The following is a 17,552-nucleotide window of genomic DNA, read 5'->3' as shown; positions in this document are numbered from 1 at the left end:
GGTGTGAAGGACCTCTCGCTCAGTCGTCGTAGTGGACCCAGTAGCGGCTGGCGATGAAGTTGACCGCCGTGAAGCCCGCGATGACCAGGAACAGCACCCAGGCGAGCGCCGAGGCGTATCCCATCTGGAGGTCGGTGAAGCCCTTCTTGTACAGGTAGAGGCTGTACAGCATGGTCGAGTTGAGCGGTCCGCCGGAGCCGTTGCTGATGACGAAGGCGGGGGTGAACGTCTTGAACGCGTCGATGATCTGCAGGACCACGTTGAAGAAGACGATCGGTGTCAGCAGCGGCAGGGTGATTCTGAAGAACCGGGTGACGGGCGTGACGCCGTCGATCGCGGCCGCCTCGTACACGTCCTTCGGCAGTTGCTTGAGACCGGCGAGGAAGATGACCATCGGGGTGCCGAACTGCCAGACGGCGAGCAGGATCAGCGTGTAGATCGCGGTGTCGGGGCTGGAGATCCAGTCCTGGCCCTCGATGCCGAACCAGGCGAGGAAGTCGTTGAAGAGGCCGTCGCCGCCGAAGACCTGCCGCCACACGATGGCGATGGCCACCGCGCCGCCGAGCAGGGACGGCAGATAGAAGGCGGCCCGGTACAGGCCGATGCCCCGCAGATCCCGGTTGAGCAGCATCGCCACACCGAGGGCGAGGGCCAGCTTCAGCGGCACCGAGACGACGACGTACAGCAGCGTGGCGTGCACCGAGTCCCAGAAGACCGGGTCCTCGGTGAACATCTTGTCGTAGTTGTCCACTCCGACCCACCGCGCGGGCGTCAGCAGGTCGAAGTCGGTGAAGGACAGGTACAGCGAGTCCAGCATCGGATAGATCGTCAGCCCGAACAGGCCGACGAACCAGGGGGCCAGGAAGACGTACGGCCACCAGCCGCCGCCCCGCCGTCTGGCGAGGCGGCGGCGCATACGGTCACGCTCCCGCTGGTCGGACGGGGTCACGGGAGCAGCCTGCTCCTCGACGACCTCGCCGCTCTTCGCAACGGTCATACTCATCTCTCCCTGGCCCTCTCGCGTCATGCTGATGTACGGCGAAGGCTGAGCCGCACCTTTCGAAGCCCGCGGCACCAGCGCCTTCGGGGGCGCGGGCACCAGCGCTTTTCAAAGGCGCGGGGAACCGCGCGGCCGGCCACAGCGGACCCGCGCCTTCGAACGGCCCCACCCCGAGCGGCGCTGCGCGGCAGCGCTCAGCCCTCAAGAATCCCGGCGGACTGATCGAAGAACGCCCCGAGCTGCGCCTTGATCGACTTCTTCCCGAAGGCCACCGCCAGGTTCGACTGGAACAACAGATCCCAGATCTGGTCGGCCCCCTGCGGCGGAGGCGCGGGCGCCGCGAGCGCATCGGTCGCCTTGCCGACCCGCTGCGCGATGTAGTCCGCGTTGGCCATGTTCAGCTTGTCCGTCTCGGTGAGCCCCGAGGCGATCAGCTCACGCGCCTTCTCCGTCGGCGGAATGCCCCGCAGCAGCTGCATGTCCTTGATCGCGGTGGCGTCCTGGGCGAAGTACGACATGATCTTCACCGAGTCGGCGACCTTCTTGCTGGCCTTCGTCGCGCTCAGCAGCACACCGCCGTTGACGAAGTTGCCTTCGCGGGCCCCGGAGAAGTCGCCCTGCGGAGTGGGCAGGAAGTCGAGCTGGGCGTCGGTGATGGAGCCGCCCGCACCGTAGACACCGGAGTCGAAGGTGAACAGCGCCTTGCCGATGACGACCGCGTTCTTGGTGAGGTCGTTGTGCGCGGCGGAGGTGATCGCCGGCGGCGGAGAGGCGTTGGCCTTGCGCATCCCGGCCCAGTACTCCCACCACTCCTGGAGGGTGTCCGCGGTGAAGCCGAGCTTCTTGCCGTCCTCGGTGAAGAAGGTCTCACCGTTCTCACGGGCGAAGACCTCGAAGCACTGGAGGGTGGAGCCGCCGCCGTCGTCGACGCCGTAGATCTTGCCGCCGCTCTTCTTGTGGACGTCGGTGCCGATCTTCCTCAGGTCGGCCCAGGTCCATTCGCGGTCGGGCAGTTCCAGGCCGAGCTTCTCAAGACCGGTGCGGTTGACGGTGAGCTGGTTGACGCCGATGCCGGACGGGACGCCGTACAGCTTGCCGTCGACGGTGCCCGCGGCGAGGAGCGTCTTGGAGAAACCGGTGAGGTCCAGGCTCTTGCCGACGTACGAGTCGATCGGGGCGAGGACGCCTTTGCGGGCGTACTGCGCGACCAGCGCGGTGTCCATCTGCAGCAGGTCGGGGGCGCTGCCGCCGGCGATGTTGGTGTTGAACTTGTCGAAGTACCCGTCGTAGCCGGAGTAGGTCGGCCGGATCTTGATCTTCGGGTTCTTCTTCTGGAAGGCGGCCAGCACCTTCTTGTAGGCAGCGTGCCGGTCGTCGCTGCCCCACCAGATCATGGTCAGGTCGCTGCTGGTGCTGCCGGCGCCCGTGCCTGAACTGCAGGCGCTCAGCGAGGTGCCGAGTGCGCCGGCGACTGCGATGCCGCTCGCGGAGCGGAACAGGGTTCTGCGCGTGATCTGGTGACCCACCGGGTCCTCCTGAAGGTGCGTTACGGATCCCCTGGCCGTCGAGCGGCTCGGGTCTTTGTCCCTGGGGTGAGGCCTTCCGGCGTGCGGCCTCGCCCGGCCGCATCGCTCTGACGAGTGGGGGTCCCCGGTCCAGGTTCCGTCGTCACATTCGCGTCGTCCGCCCGAAGGACGGGCCGGGTGGCGCCCTGCTGGGGCACCTCCCGGCCGAAGGCTCGGGGAGGGAATGTGACGGCAGGCCCTGAGGCCTCAGCCGCACGAGCGCGCCCTCGCACGGCTGCCGTACGTCGCGTACGGCGGGACGCCTCACCCAGGGCCGGGTCCCGCCGGCCATGGAAAGCGCTTGTCCGGACATTGGCAGACCCGCGGCTGAACCGTCAATGCCTGACTCGCACGCCACCGGTCACGGTTTCGATTCCATGAGCCACCGCGAGGCGGCTCGCACCCGCCACGGTGCCGCTGTCGCCGACCATGCTGCTGACCACCTCGGTGGGCCAGCTGAGCCGCGCCAGCTCCTCCCGTACACCGGGCAGGAGCTGCGGAAACGCGCCGATGGCGCCGCCCAGCACGATCAGTCCCGGATCCAGCACCGCGACCACCGCGGCGGCCAGCCGGCCGATGTGGGCGGCGTGCCGGCCGACCACGGCACGGGCTGTGGAGTGCCCCTCCTCGGCGAGGGCGAAGAGCCGCTCGGGCTTACGGGGGCAGGGGCCGTCGGCGCCCCGCCAGGCCTCCTCGGCCCGGCGCAGGAGCGAACGGGAACCCATGTGCTCCTCCAGTGCCTCGCGGCGCGGTTCGCGGCCGTCGTCCCACGGGTAGGGCAGCCGGGCCAGCTCGCCCGCGGCGCCGTTCGCGCCGCGCAGCACCCGGCCGCCGATGACGATGCCGAGGCCGATCCCCACACCGATCCGCAGATAGCCGAACGAGTCACGGCCGCGGGCGGCGCCCTGGTGCAGTTCGGCGAGCGCGGCGCAGTTGACGTTGTTCTCCAGGTGGACGGGGACGTCCACAGGCAGCGCGACCGCCATGGCGTCGAAGGCGGGGCCGGCCTTCTCGGTCGCGGGGCGCATTCCGGCGCCGTCCCGGTCCCGCGCGGTGACGTCTCCGACGGCGACGACCACGGCGCGCAGCGGGGCTCCGGCGGGCAGGGCGCCGAGGGCCGCCCGGACCGTGTCGGCGGAGTCCGCCCGGAGCCCGGTGCCCCGGGCGAGCAGTGTGCCGTCCAGCGCGCAGCCGCGGACCTGCGTGTGGGTGGGGCCGAGATCGACGGCGAGCACGGTGCCCGCGGCCGGGCCCAGGCCGTAGACGACGGCGGAACGGCCGGTGCCGCCGGAGGCCGTGCCGGAGCAGGCGGCGAGTTCGGCGCTCTCCAGCTCTGCCACGGCGGTGGAGACGGTCGGTTTGGACAGACCCGCGCCGGCCGCCAGCTGGGGGCGGGTGGCGGTGCCCGACGCGGCCAGTACGGCGAACACCGCGCGGGCGCTCTCGCTCAGGTTCATGCTCTCCCTCAGGTCATGCCGCGGCGGTCCGCCGCTCGGGTCTGTCCGGCCCTCGTAGCAACCGTTGTAAGGCATGGATTCCACAACCCTTGACGCACCCTACTTCGTTAGTTAACTTCCTAACGAACTCGTGCGGCACTCGTCTGCCGCACTCCCCCGAAGCCCGTCCCGGGGCTTCCCTAGTCGTTGTTCGCAGGCACGGTTCGCCCGCCGTTCGCTTCGCCCGCGCACACCGCGTATCGCGTATCGCGTATCGCGGCGTCGTGCTCCGACGAAGGAGACTCCGTGCCGGACTCCACACCCGTCGTCGGTAACGACGTGGGCGGCACCAAGACGCATGTGCGCGCGCGAGCCGGGGGCGGCCCCGGCTCCGGTGCCGGGACCGATCGGAACACGATCAGAAGGAGAGGCACCTCCATGCCCGGTGCACACCCCCGTCCCCCTCACGACGGAACCGGAACCGGAACCGGAACCGGTATCGGTATCGGTATCGGTATCGACCGGCGCGTGTTCCTGCGGGGCTCCGTGGGCGTCTCGGCCGGACTCATCGCGGCCCCCGCGGTGATGGCCGTGCCAGCCACCGCCTCGGCTTCGACATCGACATCGACATCGGCATCGGCATCGGCATCGGCATCGGCGGCAACGGCGGTCACGAACACGTCCGCCGCCTTCGTGGACGCGTACACCACGAACGTCGTCGGCAACCTCACGCCCGAGACCAACGCGGCCGTGCACATCCTCGACGGCTTCGCGCGCATCTGGAAGACGGGTGCGACCTGGGACACCGGTACCCCGCTGCGACCCGAGGTCCTGCGCGCCAACATGCGCTACTGCGCCCGCGTCACCCGACACCGCACCGAGGCCGAGGCGCGGACGGCCTTCGTCCAGGACCGCCAGCACCAGAGTTACGCGGTGATCGCCGGCCTGGGCCCGCTCGCCGACCTGTACCGGAGCGGGGCGAAGGCCGTCACCGGTATCACCTCGGCGCCGGACGGCATTCCGGCGGGCCGGATCAACGACACGCTCCCGGCCGACGCGCCCGCGGGCTCCGCGCTGGGCGCCGGTTCGCACACCTCGGACCTCGGCAAGGTCGCCGAGCTGGTCGACACCGTGCGCGGCCCGTTCGCTTCGAGCAACCCGTCCAAACTCGCTTACCAGTACCCGCGCCCGTGGCGCATGACCGAGGACAGCCGGATCGTCGCCGCGGGCACGACCGACGAACTGGGCTTCCCCGTGTACGAGTCCGACGTCGTGGTCGTCCCCCAGTTGCTGAGGCAGCGCGGCGCCGACCCCGCCGACGACGGGGGCTTCACCAGCGGCCACACGAACGCCTTCTACCTCGCGGCCCTGTCCCTGGCGTACGCGGTTCCCGAGCGGTTCCAGGAGTTGGTGACCCGCGCCTCCGAACTCGCCCACACGCGTATCGCGTCGGGCATGCACTCCACCGTCGACGTGGTGGGCGGCCGGGTCCTCGCCACGGCTCTCGCGGCGGCGGCGCTCGCCGATCCCGCGAACGCCGGACTGAAGGCGGCGGCCCGTGCCCAGGCCGCGGCGTACTTCCAGGAGCGGACCGGTTCGACCGCTGACACCCTCTGCGCCTACGCGCATTCGGCGGGCCCCGACACGGATCCGTACGCGGACCGTGCCGCCAACTGGGCGGCGGTCGAGCCCCGGTTGACGTACGTACTGCCGAAGCGGTCCGCGCACGACCGCATGAGCGTGCCGAAGGGCGCCGAGGTGCTGCTGGAGACGCGGCTGCCCTATCTCTCCGCGGCCCAGCGGCGTGAGGTGCTGCGGACGACCGCGCTGCCCGCCGGGTACGTCCTGCTGGACGGCTTCGAGAAGTGGGGGCGGCTGAACCTCTTCGCCGCCGCCGACGGGTACGGGGCCTTCGACACCTACGCGCGCGTCACGCTGGACGCCGCTGTCGGGGGCTTCGGCGCCACCGACACCTGGCGCAACGACATCGGCGGCCGGGGCGGGCTCGTCAAGCGCGGCAGTGGAACGTTGTGTCTTGCCGGCGCCAACGAGTACACCGGTGGCACCACGCTGGAGGAGGGCGTCCTCGCGACCGCCTCGGCCTCCGCGCTGGGACACGGCGACGTCCGGGTCGAGGGCGGGACCCTGCGGGTGGCTTCGCCCCTGCGGGTGCGTGGCGCGTACGCCCAGGCGTCCGGTACGACGCTGGAGGTGACGCTCGCGGGTGACGGGGCGCCGGCGCTCACGGTGGACCGCCGTGTGCTGCTCGACCGGGGCGGCCGGCTCGTCGTACACCTCGCCGACGCGTACCGGCCGCGGAAAGGCGCGGTCCTCCCCGTTGTCGGGGCGCGGTCGTTGCGGGGGCGGTTCGGCGAGGTCGTGGTGGACGGGGTCCGTGCCGAGGCGGTCTTTACGTCCCGGGGGCTGTCGGTCCGGATTCCGTGACCGCTCGCCGCACTTGACCCCTTGGCGGAGAGTACGGGCTTACCGCCTGCGGGTCCGTGGGGGCTGAGCGCGCCGTTCCCCGCGCCCCTCAAAAACCCGGGACGCAGGCCGTGCGTCCCGCCCCACCCGACGACTCCGGGAGCCTCACGCCCGTAAGGGGCGCGCCCGTTTCCACTGCGAGCCAGGCCAGGGCCGGGCGCGCAGTTCCCCGCGCCCCTCAAAAGCCCGCGGCACGGGCTGCCCCCACCGGGCCGCAGTCGAGAACGCGTTCACCTCGACGCGGTGCATGGCTTCCGTGCGTTGTCTCAGTGGCCCTCGATCGCCCACGCCCTGGGGCCGTCGGAGCGTGCCCCGGGCGTCGTGGGGGCGGCCAGCCAGTCCGCGACGGCGGCGGCGATCGGCTGGCCCGACTCGATCTGTACGAATCCGAACTGGCCCGACTGGTTGCACTCCAGGAACCACCACATCCCCTCGGCGTCCTCGGCGAAGTCGAAGGCACCGAAAGCCAGTTGGGCCTCACGTAGGTAGGTGCGGACCCCGGCGGCAACGGACGACGGCGTGTCCACCGGCTGCCACAGGGCCTCCGAGGCAGCGAACCGGACGTCCACCTCGTCGGGGTCGGCGTCCGGGGCGACCTTCTTGCGCGCGGCGAACATCCGGTCGCCGACGCAGGTCAGCCTGATGTCCGCTCGCTTGACCACCCGCCGCTGGAGCAGGGTGGGCCCGAAGGCGACGGCCGTGAAGTCCGCGTCGGGTGCGACCCGGCTGGTGGGGACCGCCCTCGGCGGTTCCTGCGGGTGCGAACCCGACACGGGCTTGACCACGAGATCCGGGAATCGGTCCGCGAAGTCACGGGCGGCCTGCGGGAACGTCGTGATCAAAGTGGCGGGTACGGGCAGGCCGCAGCGTTGGGCCAGGGACAACTGCCAGGGCTTGTGGCGGGCCCGGCGGGCCGCGTCGGGGTGGTTCATCCAGCGTGCGTCGGTGGACCGCAGCATGCCGTAGAGCGCCTGCGCGGACTCCTCGGTCAGCCAGTCGGAGGGCTCGGCGGCATTCGAGGCGGCCGCACCGGGCCTGCGGACCCAGACGGACCGGAGCCCACCCATGCTCACCAGCCGGCCGCCGGCGGACAGATGCCCGCGAAAACCGCCGCGCACGTACTCGCCCGACAAGGCCACCGGGCCGGGCAGGTCCGCGGGATCGAGGCGGACGACCGGAACTCCGTGTGCGTCGAGTTCAGCCACCACCATGTCCGTGGTCACATCCTGTTCGCACGTCAGGATCAGAACCGTCATCGTCGGGGGTCCGGAATCAGTCGTCGAAGTGGGTCTTGGAGCCCGCTGTGGAAGTCGTGGACCCCAACTCCCGCAACACGGCGTAGTCATGCGCGGCCAGCCGTCCGTCCGGGAGGACATTCAATTGCAGTCTGGAGTCATAGGCGTACGGAACGCTGACCTCCAACTGCTGGGCCGGACGGGCGTAGTTGAGCGCGAACGGTCGCATCGGTTCTCCTTGCTCGGTGCGGATCCGGCCAAGCGGATCGTGACGCTCCGGCGTCACGTTACCTGGCGGGCCCACAGTGCTTCCACGGAGATATACGAATCGAACTGGAGAATGGTTGCCTCACGCTGCGTAGTCATCGGACGGGTACGGTCCGTGACGTGATCCAGCCGCGCCGATCGTCCGTGCACAGGGCAGCCATTCACCTCTGGAGACGCAGGTCCGAGCGTTACGGATCCGGGGTGGAGCCGCAGTTCAGCGCACTGACGCACACGCTCCTCCGCCGCGCGCCCCGCGCGCCGGTGTGGTGTCCCGGGGCCGGTGGTACTTGGGCACACCGGTCCACGACCCCCCGTACGGGTCCGGCCGCGGCCGTGAATCCCCTTCGGAGGACATCCCCCGCACAGCTGCTCCCGTAGCGCTTCCCGATCTCCACGCCTCGTCGCCGAGCGCTTGCCGGCATCCCTTTTCCGCCGCTTTCAGACCGTCAACCGGGGGCAGGCGCGGGCCAGTTGCACGGCTCTTTTACCGGGTACCTCGTTCCCCTGGCTCGTCACGACGTGTCGCGCATCTCACGTCGTACGGTCCGCGCGACCGGGAGCACGGTCAGGTCCTTGCGGGGGTCGACCCAGAAGGTTCGTGCCGCCCGCGCTGCTCCAGCCGTAGGACCCTCGCTCTCCAGGGCGGTGTGCGGTCCCGGTGCGGGGCCCGGGTGCGCTCGGCGGGGAATGCTCTCCCAGGAGGCTCAGCCGCCGGCCCGGAGCGTGAAGTCGACTCCCTCACCCGTCAGTTCGGTGAGCCAGCCCTCCGAGCGCTCCGGGGTCTCCGCCGCACGGTTGAGGCCCGGCGGCAGGGTGCCCCGCAGGATCGCCCGCACGCCGACCGCCAGTGTCCGCGAGACGCAGCGCGCCATCGCGCTCTCCTGCGCGTCCCCCTCCATGTCCAGGAGATAGCGGCCCGACCACGAGTGTCCCGAGCCGTCCCGTACCTCCAAGGTCACCGCGAGGACCACCCGGTCGCGGTCGGCGTCGGTGGTCGGGTGGCGGGCGGCCAGTTCCCGGGACAGTTCGGCGATCCGTCGGTCGTCGCCGTCGCGGAGTTCCGCGAAGACCGGCTGCCACGCGTCGAGCCAGCCGTCGAGCCGCAGGGTGCCGCGGACGAACGTCTGCGGCTTCCAGGCCGGCGGCAGCCCGTACTGCACGACGAACGGGACACTGTCGCGGTTCGGATAGACCTCGAAGGGCTCCCCGTCCACCGCATGCGGCCGGGTGACCTCCCAGGGGCGCGGGGCCGTCGTCTCGGCGCCGGACTCGATGTAACGGGCGGGCGAGCGCAGGGCGTTGAGGACCCCGGCCGGGGCCCAGCTGAAGCGGTATCTGAAGTCGTTCGGGACGGCGGGGACGCCTCCGCAGTACGAGGTGAGGCTCACCTCGGCCGCGGTGTCCGCGCCGACCTCCGCACGGGCGCGGGCGATGAGGCTGTGCGCGAAGAGGTGGTCGATGCCGGGGTCGAGGCCCGCCTCGGTGAGGACGACGACACCGGCAGCCGTGGCCGCCGGGACCAGGTCCAGTACGGCGTCGGAGACATAGCTGGAGCAGGCGAAGTGGGCGCGGCCCTCCACACACGCGGCGAGCAGTCCCGCGTGTTCGGGGGCGGGCAGCATGGAGACCACCACGTCCCCGGGGGCCAGCTCGGCGGCGAGGGCCCGCGGGGTGTACGCGCGGGGCTCGGCGCGACCGGTGAGGCCGAGCGCCGCCAGGGCCCGCCCGGCCCGCTCCTCGGTGCGGTGCCACAGCCGTACGCGGTCGGCCGCCTCGCAGAGCGCGGCGAGCCCGCTGCCGGTGGACAGGCCCGCGCCGATCCAGTGGACGGTCCCGGAGGACGGCATGAGGGCGGCCCCGGGTGCGACGGCCTCAGACATCGCCCACCCCTTCATCCCCTGCGCCGAGTTCCCGGCACGCCTGTGTGAACCGGTCCAGACAGCGGCCCCACTCCCCGCCCACCCCGAACTCCAGGAGCAGGGGGGTCAGCGCCGCCGAGAAGTCCGTACTGGCCTCCGCGGGCAGCAGGGACGGCAGGTTGTCGATGGCGATGAGATCGAGGGCGGGTCGTTCGTGCAGACGCCGTACGGGGTCCGCCCAGTCGGTGACGGTGTCGTAGACCGGCAGGACGTTGTACGGGGAGCCGACGTCGCAGGTCACGTCGCACACCGTGCGCAGGCGGCGGTCCGGCTCGGCCAGGTCCTTTTCGGTGAGGAAGGGGGTGGACGGCCCCGTGGTGAGCACGGTGTTGACCAGCAACTCGTGCGTCAGCAGAGCCGGCCGGTCCAGGGCGCGGGTCTCGGGGAGGTCCCAGCAGGTGGGTTCGAGGCCCGCCTCGGCGAGCGCCGCCCGTGCCCCGCGTCCGGAGCGGCCCAGCGCCCCGATCACCAGCGGGGCGAACCGTTCGTCGCCGGGGGGCGGGTGGAGTCCGCCGTCCAGTTCCTTCTTCGACATGGGCCGCAGTGGAGCCGTCAGCCCGCCCCGGTGGTGCAGGACCGCGAGGGCGGCGCCCACATAGCCCGCCCAGTAGCCGAAGGCGGCGAGCCTGCGTCCGTCCTCGTCCACCAGGTACTCCAGGTCGAACAGTCCTCCGCCGCCCGCGACGAAGCGGCGCAGCAGTGCCCCGGCGCCTGGCTGTGCCTTGTACGCGTGCCCGAAGAAGATGTGCCGGTGCCGCAACTCCCCCGGCCCGTCGGGTCCGTCCGGCAGTTCCTTGAGGCCGACGATCACCGCGTCCGCCGGTGCCCCGGTCCAGGAGCCCGCCTCGACGACACGGCAGCCGGCCGCCTCGTACGCCTCGGTGGGGAAGATCCGCTGCGGGGACTCCTCGACGGTGAGGGTCACGCCGGCCCCGGCGAGCCGCCGGGCGTCGGACGGCACGACCGGGGTGCGCCGCTCGGTCGTACGGGTCTCGTGGCGCAGCCACAGGTGCAGCTCGGTCATACGAGGTTGACCTCCGGTCTCGGGGCGTCGGCGGCGAACCGGTCGGCACGCAGCGGGGTGATGTCGACGAACGGATCGTGCCCCAGGTACAGATCGCGGACCACCTCTCCGACGGCGGGTCCCTGGAGGAAGCCGTGCCCGGAGAACCCGGTCGCGTAGAGGAAGCGGGAGACCTGGCCGGCCTCGCCGATCAGTGCGTTGTGGTCCGGGGTGATCTCGTACAGACCCGCCCAGCCGCCCGTCCTGCGCACGTCGAGCAGGGTGGGGGCGCGGCGCTCCATGGCCTCGTAGAGGCGGGGGATCCAGCGGTCGTGCGTCTCGGTGGCGAAGCCGGGCCGCTCGTCGGGGTCGGACATGCCGACGAGGAGGCCGGGGCCCTCGGTGTGGAAGTACAGGCCGCTGGTGAAGTCGATGGTCATGGGGAGGTCCGGCGGGAGGTCCGGGACCGGTTCGGTGACGGCGATCTGGCGGCGCAGCGGCTCCACCGGCAGGTCCACGCCGGCCATCGCGCCGACGGCCCGGGACCAGGCACCGGCCGCGCAGACGACGGTGGCCGTGGCGATCCGGCCCCGGCGGGTGACGACGGCCGTGATGTCGTCGCCGCGCCTGTCGATGCCGGTGACCTCGCAGTGCCGGACGATCGTCGCGCCGTGGCGACGGGCGGTGGCCGCGTATCCGTGCACCACGGCCTCGGGTGTGCAGTGGCCGTCGTCCGGGGAGAAGGCGGCGGCCAGCAGTCCGTCGGTGGTGATCAGCGGTGCGAGCCGGCACGCCTCGGCCAGGTCGGTCATACGGCTGGGCACCCCGAGGCCGTTCTGCAGCCGGACCCCGGCCTCGAACGCCTCGACCTCCTCGGGCGTCGACAGCAGGAAGAGGTAGCCGACGCGATGCAGTCCGATGTCGTGGCCCGTCTCCTCCTCGAAGCGGGCGAACGCCTCCAGGCTGCGGGCGCCGAGCTGGATGTTGAGCTCGTCGGAGAACTGCGCGCGGACGCCTCCCGCGGCGCGCGCGGTGGACCCGGAGGCCAGTTCGTCCCGCTCGACCAGCACCACGTCGGGCACGCCGGCCCGCGCCAGGTGACAGGCGATGCTGGTCCCCATCACCCCGCCGCCGATGACGACGACTCCCGCACGCCCCGGCACGGCGGTCACGGGCGGCCCGTCCTGAGGTCTGAGGTCATCCCCCATCCCTTCCCCCGTCCGCGCCCGGTCACCACATCCGGCGCGTCCGAACGGTCCTGCCGGCCGCCGCGCGCCGCACGGAGGACCGGCGGCGCACGGGGCGGCTTCGGTGGGGACGGACCGGGTGCGGCGGCCGGGCGGTCCCGGAGGGCGACCGGGTGGGTCAGACCCGGTGGCCCACCACCGCGTCCAGGTGCGGCAGGTCGTGGTCCAGGCGCTCGCGCTTGGTGCGCAGATAGGTAATGTTGTCGTCGCAGGGCGGGATCAGCAGGGGCACCTGTGCGTCGACCCGGATGCCGTTGCGGACCAGCGCTTCGCGCTTGCGCGGGTTGTTGGACATCAGCCGTACCGAGCGGACCCCGAGGTCGTGCAGGATGTCCGCGCCCACGCCGTAGTCGCGGGCGTCCACGGGCAGTCCGAGCGCGAGGTTCGCCTCGACCGTGTCGAGGCCCTCCGACTGGAGCTTCATCGCCTGGAGCTTGGCCAGCAGACCGATGCCGCGGCCCTCGTGCCCCCGGAGGTAGATCAGGACGCCGCGGCCCTCCGCGGCGATCTCCCGCAGCGCGGTGGTGAGTTGCGGGCCGCACTCGCAGTGCCGGGACCCGAACGCGTCACCGGTCAGGCATTCGGAGTGCAGCCGGGTGAGTACTCCCTCGCCCCGGGCACCCCGGATGTCACCGTGCACCAGGGCCACTTGTTCGTCTCCGCGAGTGCGGTCCAGGTAGCCGACGGCCTGGAAATCGCCGTACACGGTGGGCAGCGGGGAAGTTACGACCCGCTCGACACCCGAGGACTGGGATTTCCCGGCGAGTACGCCATCTATTTCTGTCATGATTCTGGTTCCTAAGCAGAGACGAAAGGTCGCGAGAACATGGTCAATACGGACGGTTCGGAAATACGGCTCACGGTGTCAGGGCCATTGCCGACGGACACCACGGAGGATGTGCGTACGCGAGGCGCCGGTGTCGCCCGGCAGGTCGCCGTGCTCCCCGTCGGCAGCTTCGAGCAGCACGGCCGGTATCTTCCGCTGTCGACCGACACGCTCGTAGCGTGTGCGATCGCCCGGGAGGTCGCTGCAGCATTCCCCGTTCATCTCCTTCCTCCGGTGACGATCTCCTGCTCCCACGAACACGCGGCCTGGCCGGGAACGGTGAGCATTTCCTCCGTGACACTCCATGCGATGGTGCGGGACATAGCCGATTCGCTGCGTCGGTCGGGCGTGGACACACTCGTACTGATCAATGGTCATGGCGGAAATTACGTGCTGGGCAATGTCGTTCAGGAATCTTCCGCCGCCGGTGCTCGAATGGCTCTGTTCCCGGCGGTCGAGGACTGGGAAACGGCGCGGGAGGCCGCAGGGGTGGAGACCTCGCTGCTCACCGATATGCATGCGGGGGAAATCGAGACCTCCATTCTGCTGCACACCGATCCCGGATATCTCAGGCCCGGTTACGAGACCTCCGACTTCGTCGCCGACGACCGCCGGCATCTGCTCTCCCTCGGCATGTCCGCCTATACCAAGTCCGGTGTCATAGGCCGCCCTTCGAGGGCGTCCGCCGAGAAGGGGAAGGGCATTCTCGCCTCGCTCGCCGACTCCTTCGGAGCGTACTTCTCCCTGCTGACATCCGACTCCGACGTACCGCTCGTGCCGGTCGCATCGCCCGTACCGCCGGCCGTCGATCCGCACTGAGCGTCCCCGTTCCCTTCGGCGCGGACCGGGAGCGGCTCTCCCGGTGACCGCTCTGCCCGTGGCCGCGGCAGCGCGTCCGGGTCCGTTCCGGCCGCCGCGACGGTCTCCCGCGGGCCGCGCAGTCCCACGTACCAACGCCCCACCAGGACGGCGACGCCGGGCAGGCTCGCGGCGAAGCTGAGGACGCCGTAGACGACGGCGACGGTCAGGCCCTGGGTGGCGCCCAGGCCCGCGGCGCCGAACGCCCAGGCGGTGACGCCCTCCCGGGGTCCCCAGCCGCCGACGTTCAGCGGCAGTCCCATGGCGATCAGGGCCAGCAGCGCCAGGGGCACCAACTCGGCGGCCGGCGCGGCCGATCCGGCCGCGCGGGCCGCGAGCAGGAACATCAGGACGTGTCCCGCGAGGACCACGACGGACGAGATCACCACGCCCGGCCAGCTCCCGCGGGCCAGCAGTGCCCCGCGGGCCTCGGTGAGCGCGCCCCGCACGGCCCGGTAGCGGCGGGAGGTGCGCGGCGCCCTGCCCCTGCCGCGGACGGCGCCCACGGTGACGACCCCGCACAGCGAGACGACGGCCAGCAGCGCGACGAGGTGCCGGGTCTCCGACAGGACGGGCGAGGGCTGGGTGAGCAGGACGGCCACGCCGACCGCGGCCAGGACGGCCTGTCCCGCGACCCGTTCGAGGACGACCGCGCGCACTCCGCGTCCGACGTCTCCGGCGCTCTGTCCGTGCCGTACCGCCCGGTGCACGTCGCCGAGTACGCCGCCGGGGAGTGCCGCGTTGAGGAACAGTGCGCGGTAGTAGTCCGCGACCGCCGCGGCCAGCGGCAGTTCGAGGCGCAGGCCCCGGGCCACCACGCACCAGCGCCAGGCGCTGAACACCGTGGTGAGCAGGCCGATGCCGAGCGCCGCGAGGAGTGTGGGCCCGTCGATGCGGCGCAGGCCGTCCAGGAAGACTCCCGTGCCCAGGCGCCAGGTCAGCACCGTGAGGATGACGACACCGGCGATCGTGCCGAAGTGGGTGCGCAGGAACCGGACGCCGGAGCGGGCGCCGCCCGGCCGGCCGCCGCGCGGACGCACGGCGGGTTCGCCGGGGCCCGCGTCGGCGTGGGTCCGCTCCGCCGTCCCGTCCGGGCCGCTGTCGCGGGCCGCCGCCGACAGCTCTGCGTCCAGGGCGGCCGGTGACCGGTCCGACCGGTCCTCCCGCGCCACGGTTCCCGCGCTCATCACGATCCCCCGGCCGGTCGGGCCAGCGCGAGCAGATCGCTGTGGTGGACGACCACGGTCAGCTCTCCCGCCTCGCAGGCCGCGAGACGCTCACGCAGATACGTCTCTGCCGGGGCGGCCAGTTCGGGGCGCTGCTCGACGGCCGCGCCGACCCAGCCGCGCAACCACTCCGCCGTCAGCGCGGACTCGTCCCGGCCGAGCTGCCAGGCGCTGGGGTGCACCCGTACCGTCGCCCCGTGCCCGGAGAAGGCGTCGCAGGCCGCGCTGATCGCCTCCGGGCCGAGGAGGCCCCCGCGCCGCTGGTGGTCGTTGAACGCGTCGGCGATCTCGGCGTCCAGCGGGTCGGCCGGGGTGAGTTCGACCCGGCCCGCCACGGAGAGGGTGAGGAGGGCGGTGCAGCCGGCTCCGGCGCAGGCCGCGGCCAGTGCCTCGATCTCGTCGGCGTTGAGGACGTCGAGGAGTGCGGAGGCCGTCACCAGCGAGGCCCCGGTCAGGGCGTCGGCGGTCAGCCGGCCGACGTCGCCGCGCTGTGTCTCCACCGTCACCCGGCTGCCGTCGGCGGCCGAACGGGGCGAGCCGACGGCCGCGAAGTGCAGCAGATACGGGTCCCGGTCGTGCAGCACCCAGTGCTGGGGCCCGTCGAGCCGGGGCGCGAGCCAGCGGCCCATGGAGCCGGTGCCGCAGCCGAGGTCGTGGATGACGAACCCGCCCGCCCGTCCGGGCAGGTTCGCGAGCCGGATCCGCAGCGGATCGAGCAGTTCGGCCGACCGGGCCGAGGCGTCGACGCCCTCCCGCAGCTGCAGCCACTCGGGGGCGTAACGGGTGGTGTCGTCGGTGGCCTCGCCGCGGGTGCGGTCGCCCAGCCGAATCGTTCCTGTGTCCTGTCCGCGCTCCCCCGCCCCCGGGCCCTCCGTCGGCGCCGTGCTCGTACTGACGCCCGTACTCGTACTCGTACTGGTGCTGGTCATGCCGCCCCCCTCCTTGCCTCGCTCTTCAGTCGCCCCATGACACCCGACAGACTCCGGGCCGTGGCGGCCCAGCCGCCCAGGGATGCCCGGCGGGCGCGCGCGGCGGCCTTGAGGCGCCGGCGTACGTCGGCCTCGCCGAACCAGCCGCGCAGTTCCGCGGCGAGGGCCGCGGGGTTCTCCGGCGGGACGAGCAGACCGGGCACCCCGCCGTCGGGCGCGCGCCCGACCGCCTCGGGGAGCCCGCCGACGTCCGTGGCGAGTACGGGAATCCCGCGGGCCAGCGCCTCGGTGACGGCCATGCCGTACGTCTCTGCGTACGACGTGAGGACCATCAGGTCGGCGGAGGCGTAGCTGGCGTCGAGCGCGGCACCGGACCTGGGTCCGGCGAGCTCCAGACGGTGACCGAGACCGTGCTGGTCGATCAGCGCCCGCAACCCGGACACGTACTCGGGGTCGTGGTCGAGGCCGCCGACCAGGACGCAGGTCCAGGGCAGGTCGGTGACGGAGGCGAGGGCCTCGACGAGCCGGTGCTGCCCCTTGCGCGGGGTGACCGAGGCGACGCACAGGAGCCGGGAGACGCCGTCGGTGCCGGGGGCGAGGGGCGCGATGTCGGCGCCCGGGGTGGCCACATGGACGCGGTCGGGCGCCAGTCCGTGGTGGGCGACGAGCCTGCGGGCCGCCCACTCGCTGGTGGCCACGACGGCCGGCACGGCACGCAGGGTGTGGCGCTCCCGGGCGTCCAGGTCCGCGGCCACCTCGGGCGTGAGCCCGGTCTCGTCGCCGAGCGGCAGGTGTACGAGGACGACCAGCCGCAGCCGCTCGGCCTCCGGGACGATGATCTCGGGGACCGCGCAGGCGACGATCCCGTCGAGCAGCACGACGGTGCCGTCGGCCAGCTCCGCGAGAATGCGGGCCAGTTCGTCACGGGCGGGCGCCTCGGGCCGCGGCCAGCTTCCGTCGACGGCGTGCTTGTGCACCTGCCAGCCGAAGCCGGGCAGGTCGAGGCTGACGCGGGCGTCGTAGACGTTGCCGCCGCTCGGCATGGTCGAGTCGTTGACTCCGCCGGGCATCACGAAGTGCATGGCGCGCAGGGACATGGGGATGATGTCGGCGTATGAGCTCACAGGGCACGCTCGTAACTCGCCCAGGCGATGTGCGACTCGTGCAGGGTGACCGTGATGCCGGCCAGTCCGCGGGCTCCTTCGCCCAGTGCTCCCTTTTCCACTCGCTCGGCGAGGCGGTCGGCGACGACCTTCGCCAGGAACTCCGTGGAGGTGTTGGTGTCGGCGAACACCGGCTCGTTGTCGAGGTTCCGGTAGTTCATCTCGGCCACCACCTCCCCGAGTTCCCTGGTGGCCAGTCCGATGTCGACGACGATGTTGTCGTCGTCCAGCTCGGCGCGGCGGAACGTGGCGTCCACAAGGAACGTCGCTCCGTGCAGTCGCTGCGCGGGTCCGAAGACCTCTCCGCGGAAGCTGTGGGCGATCATCAGGTGATCGCGGACGGTGATGCTGAACAACGGACGACCCTCCAGGTGCGGTGCGTCTGACCCCTCTG

General features: G+C 71.8%; 15 protein-coding genes and 1 pseudogene. 2 read left to right on the top strand and 14 right to left on the bottom strand.

Annotated features, from left to right (window positions below):
- Window positions 1–19: 19 nt before the first annotated feature.
- From ACIOKD_RS17765 to ACIOKD_RS17750, 4 genes are all read right to left on the bottom strand, one after another.
- The gene (locus ACIOKD_RS17765) at window positions 20–997 is read right to left on the bottom strand and encodes a carbohydrate ABC transporter permease (protein WP_402084457.1); all 978 of its coding nucleotides are present in this window, start codon (window positions 995–997) and stop codon (window positions 20–22) included.
- Between the two features lie 197 nt (window positions 998–1,194).
- Window positions 1,195–2,526, bottom strand: coding sequence for an ABC transporter substrate-binding protein (locus ACIOKD_RS17760; RefSeq protein WP_402084455.1), 1,332 nt, complete (start codon window positions 2,524–2,526; stop codon window positions 1,195–1,197).
- A 374-nt stretch (window positions 2,527–2,900) separates the two neighbouring features.
- Entirely contained in the window at window positions 2,901–4,022 is a 1,122-nt protein-coding gene (locus ACIOKD_RS17755) for an ROK family protein (protein WP_402084452.1), read from the bottom strand.
- A 443-nt stretch (window positions 4,023–4,465) separates the two neighbouring features.
- A complete protein-coding gene (locus ACIOKD_RS17750) occupies window positions 4,466–4,681 on the bottom strand; it encodes a hypothetical protein (protein WP_402085062.1) in 216 nt (71 codons plus the stop codon).
- Between ACIOKD_RS17750 and ACIOKD_RS17745 the strand changes: the two genes are divergently transcribed.
- Window positions 4,587–6,446, top strand: coding sequence for a phosphatase PAP2 family protein (locus ACIOKD_RS17745; RefSeq protein WP_402085006.1), 1,860 nt, complete (start codon window positions 4,587–4,589; stop codon window positions 6,444–6,446). The two genes, ACIOKD_RS17750 and ACIOKD_RS17745, sit on opposite strands and share 95 nt — an antisense overlap.
- A gap of 305 nt (window positions 6,447–6,751) precedes the next feature.
- Here ACIOKD_RS17745 and tgmB read toward each other — a convergent pair whose 3' ends face one another.
- From tgmB to ribA, 6 genes are all read right to left on the bottom strand, one after another.
- Window positions 6,752–7,741, bottom strand: coding sequence for an ATP-grasp ribosomal peptide maturase (tgmB, locus tag ACIOKD_RS17740; RefSeq protein ID WP_402084449.1), 990 nt, complete (start codon window positions 7,739–7,741; stop codon window positions 6,752–6,754).
- Between the two features lie 16 nt (window positions 7,742–7,757).
- Complete coding sequence (gene tgmA / locus ACIOKD_RS17735) at window positions 7,758–7,949, bottom strand: putative ATP-grasp-modified RiPP (protein WP_055514111.1); 192 nt, start codon at window positions 7,947–7,949, stop codon at window positions 7,758–7,760.
- Window positions 7,950–8,691: 742 nt separating this feature from the next.
- Complete coding sequence (locus ACIOKD_RS17730; protein WP_402084446.1) at window positions 8,692–9,867, bottom strand: saccharopine dehydrogenase family protein; 1,176 nt, start codon at window positions 9,865–9,867, stop codon at window positions 8,692–8,694.
- Window positions 9,860–10,930, bottom strand: a complete 1,071-nt coding sequence (locus ACIOKD_RS17725; RefSeq protein ID WP_402084443.1) for a saccharopine dehydrogenase — start codon at window positions 10,928–10,930, stop codon at window positions 9,860–9,862. The genes ACIOKD_RS17730 and ACIOKD_RS17725 overlap by 8 nt, the downstream gene beginning before the upstream one ends.
- Entirely contained in the window at window positions 10,927–12,072 is a 1,146-nt protein-coding gene (locus tag ACIOKD_RS17720) for an NAD(P)/FAD-dependent oxidoreductase (RefSeq protein ID WP_402085004.1), read from the bottom strand. Before ACIOKD_RS17720 ends, ACIOKD_RS17725 begins: the two co-directional genes overlap by 4 nt.
- A gap of 202 nt (window positions 12,073–12,274) precedes the next feature.
- A complete protein-coding gene (ribA, locus tag ACIOKD_RS17715) occupies window positions 12,275–12,943 on the bottom strand; it encodes a GTP cyclohydrolase II (protein WP_402084441.1) in 669 nt (222 codons plus the stop codon).
- A 39-nt stretch (window positions 12,944–12,982) separates the two neighbouring features.
- Here ribA and ACIOKD_RS17710 point away from each other — a divergent pair, with 39 nt between their 5' ends.
- Window positions 12,983–13,801, top strand: a complete 819-nt coding sequence (locus tag ACIOKD_RS17710) for a creatininase family protein (RefSeq protein WP_402084438.1) — start codon at window positions 12,983–12,985, stop codon at window positions 13,799–13,801.
- A 221-nt stretch (window positions 13,802–14,022) separates the two neighbouring features.
- Here the strand turns inward: ACIOKD_RS17710 and ACIOKD_RS17705 are convergent.
- The 4 genes and pseudogenes from ACIOKD_RS17705 to ACIOKD_RS17690 form a co-directional block, all read right to left on the bottom strand.
- A pseudogene (locus ACIOKD_RS17705) lies at window positions 14,023–15,027 on the bottom strand (lysylphosphatidylglycerol synthase transmembrane domain-containing protein); the annotation flags it as partial.
- Entirely contained in the window at window positions 15,027–15,995 is a 969-nt protein-coding gene (locus ACIOKD_RS17700; protein WP_402084436.1) for a class I SAM-dependent methyltransferase, read from the bottom strand. The gene ACIOKD_RS17700 and the pseudogene ACIOKD_RS17705, both read right to left, overlap by 1 nt.
- Entirely contained in the window at window positions 15,992–17,092 is a 1,101-nt protein-coding gene (locus tag ACIOKD_RS17695; protein ID WP_402085001.1) for a glycosyltransferase family 4 protein, read from the bottom strand. The genes ACIOKD_RS17700 and ACIOKD_RS17695 overlap by 4 nt, the downstream gene beginning before the upstream one ends.
- A gap of 23 nt (window positions 17,093–17,115) precedes the next feature.
- The gene (locus ACIOKD_RS17690; RefSeq protein WP_055513514.1) at window positions 17,116–17,514 is read right to left on the bottom strand and encodes a 6-carboxytetrahydropterin synthase; all 399 of its coding nucleotides are present in this window, start codon (window positions 17,512–17,514) and stop codon (window positions 17,116–17,118) included.
- Window positions 17,515–17,552: the final 38 nt, after the last annotated feature.

The sequence above is a fragment of the Streptomyces sp. NPDC087844 genome (assembly GCF_044742785.1).
Classification (GTDB): domain Bacteria; phylum Actinomycetota; class Actinomycetes; order Streptomycetales; family Streptomycetaceae; genus Streptomyces.
Note: the sequence above shows the minus strand (reverse complement) of the source record. Positions and strands in the feature narration are given on the sequence as shown.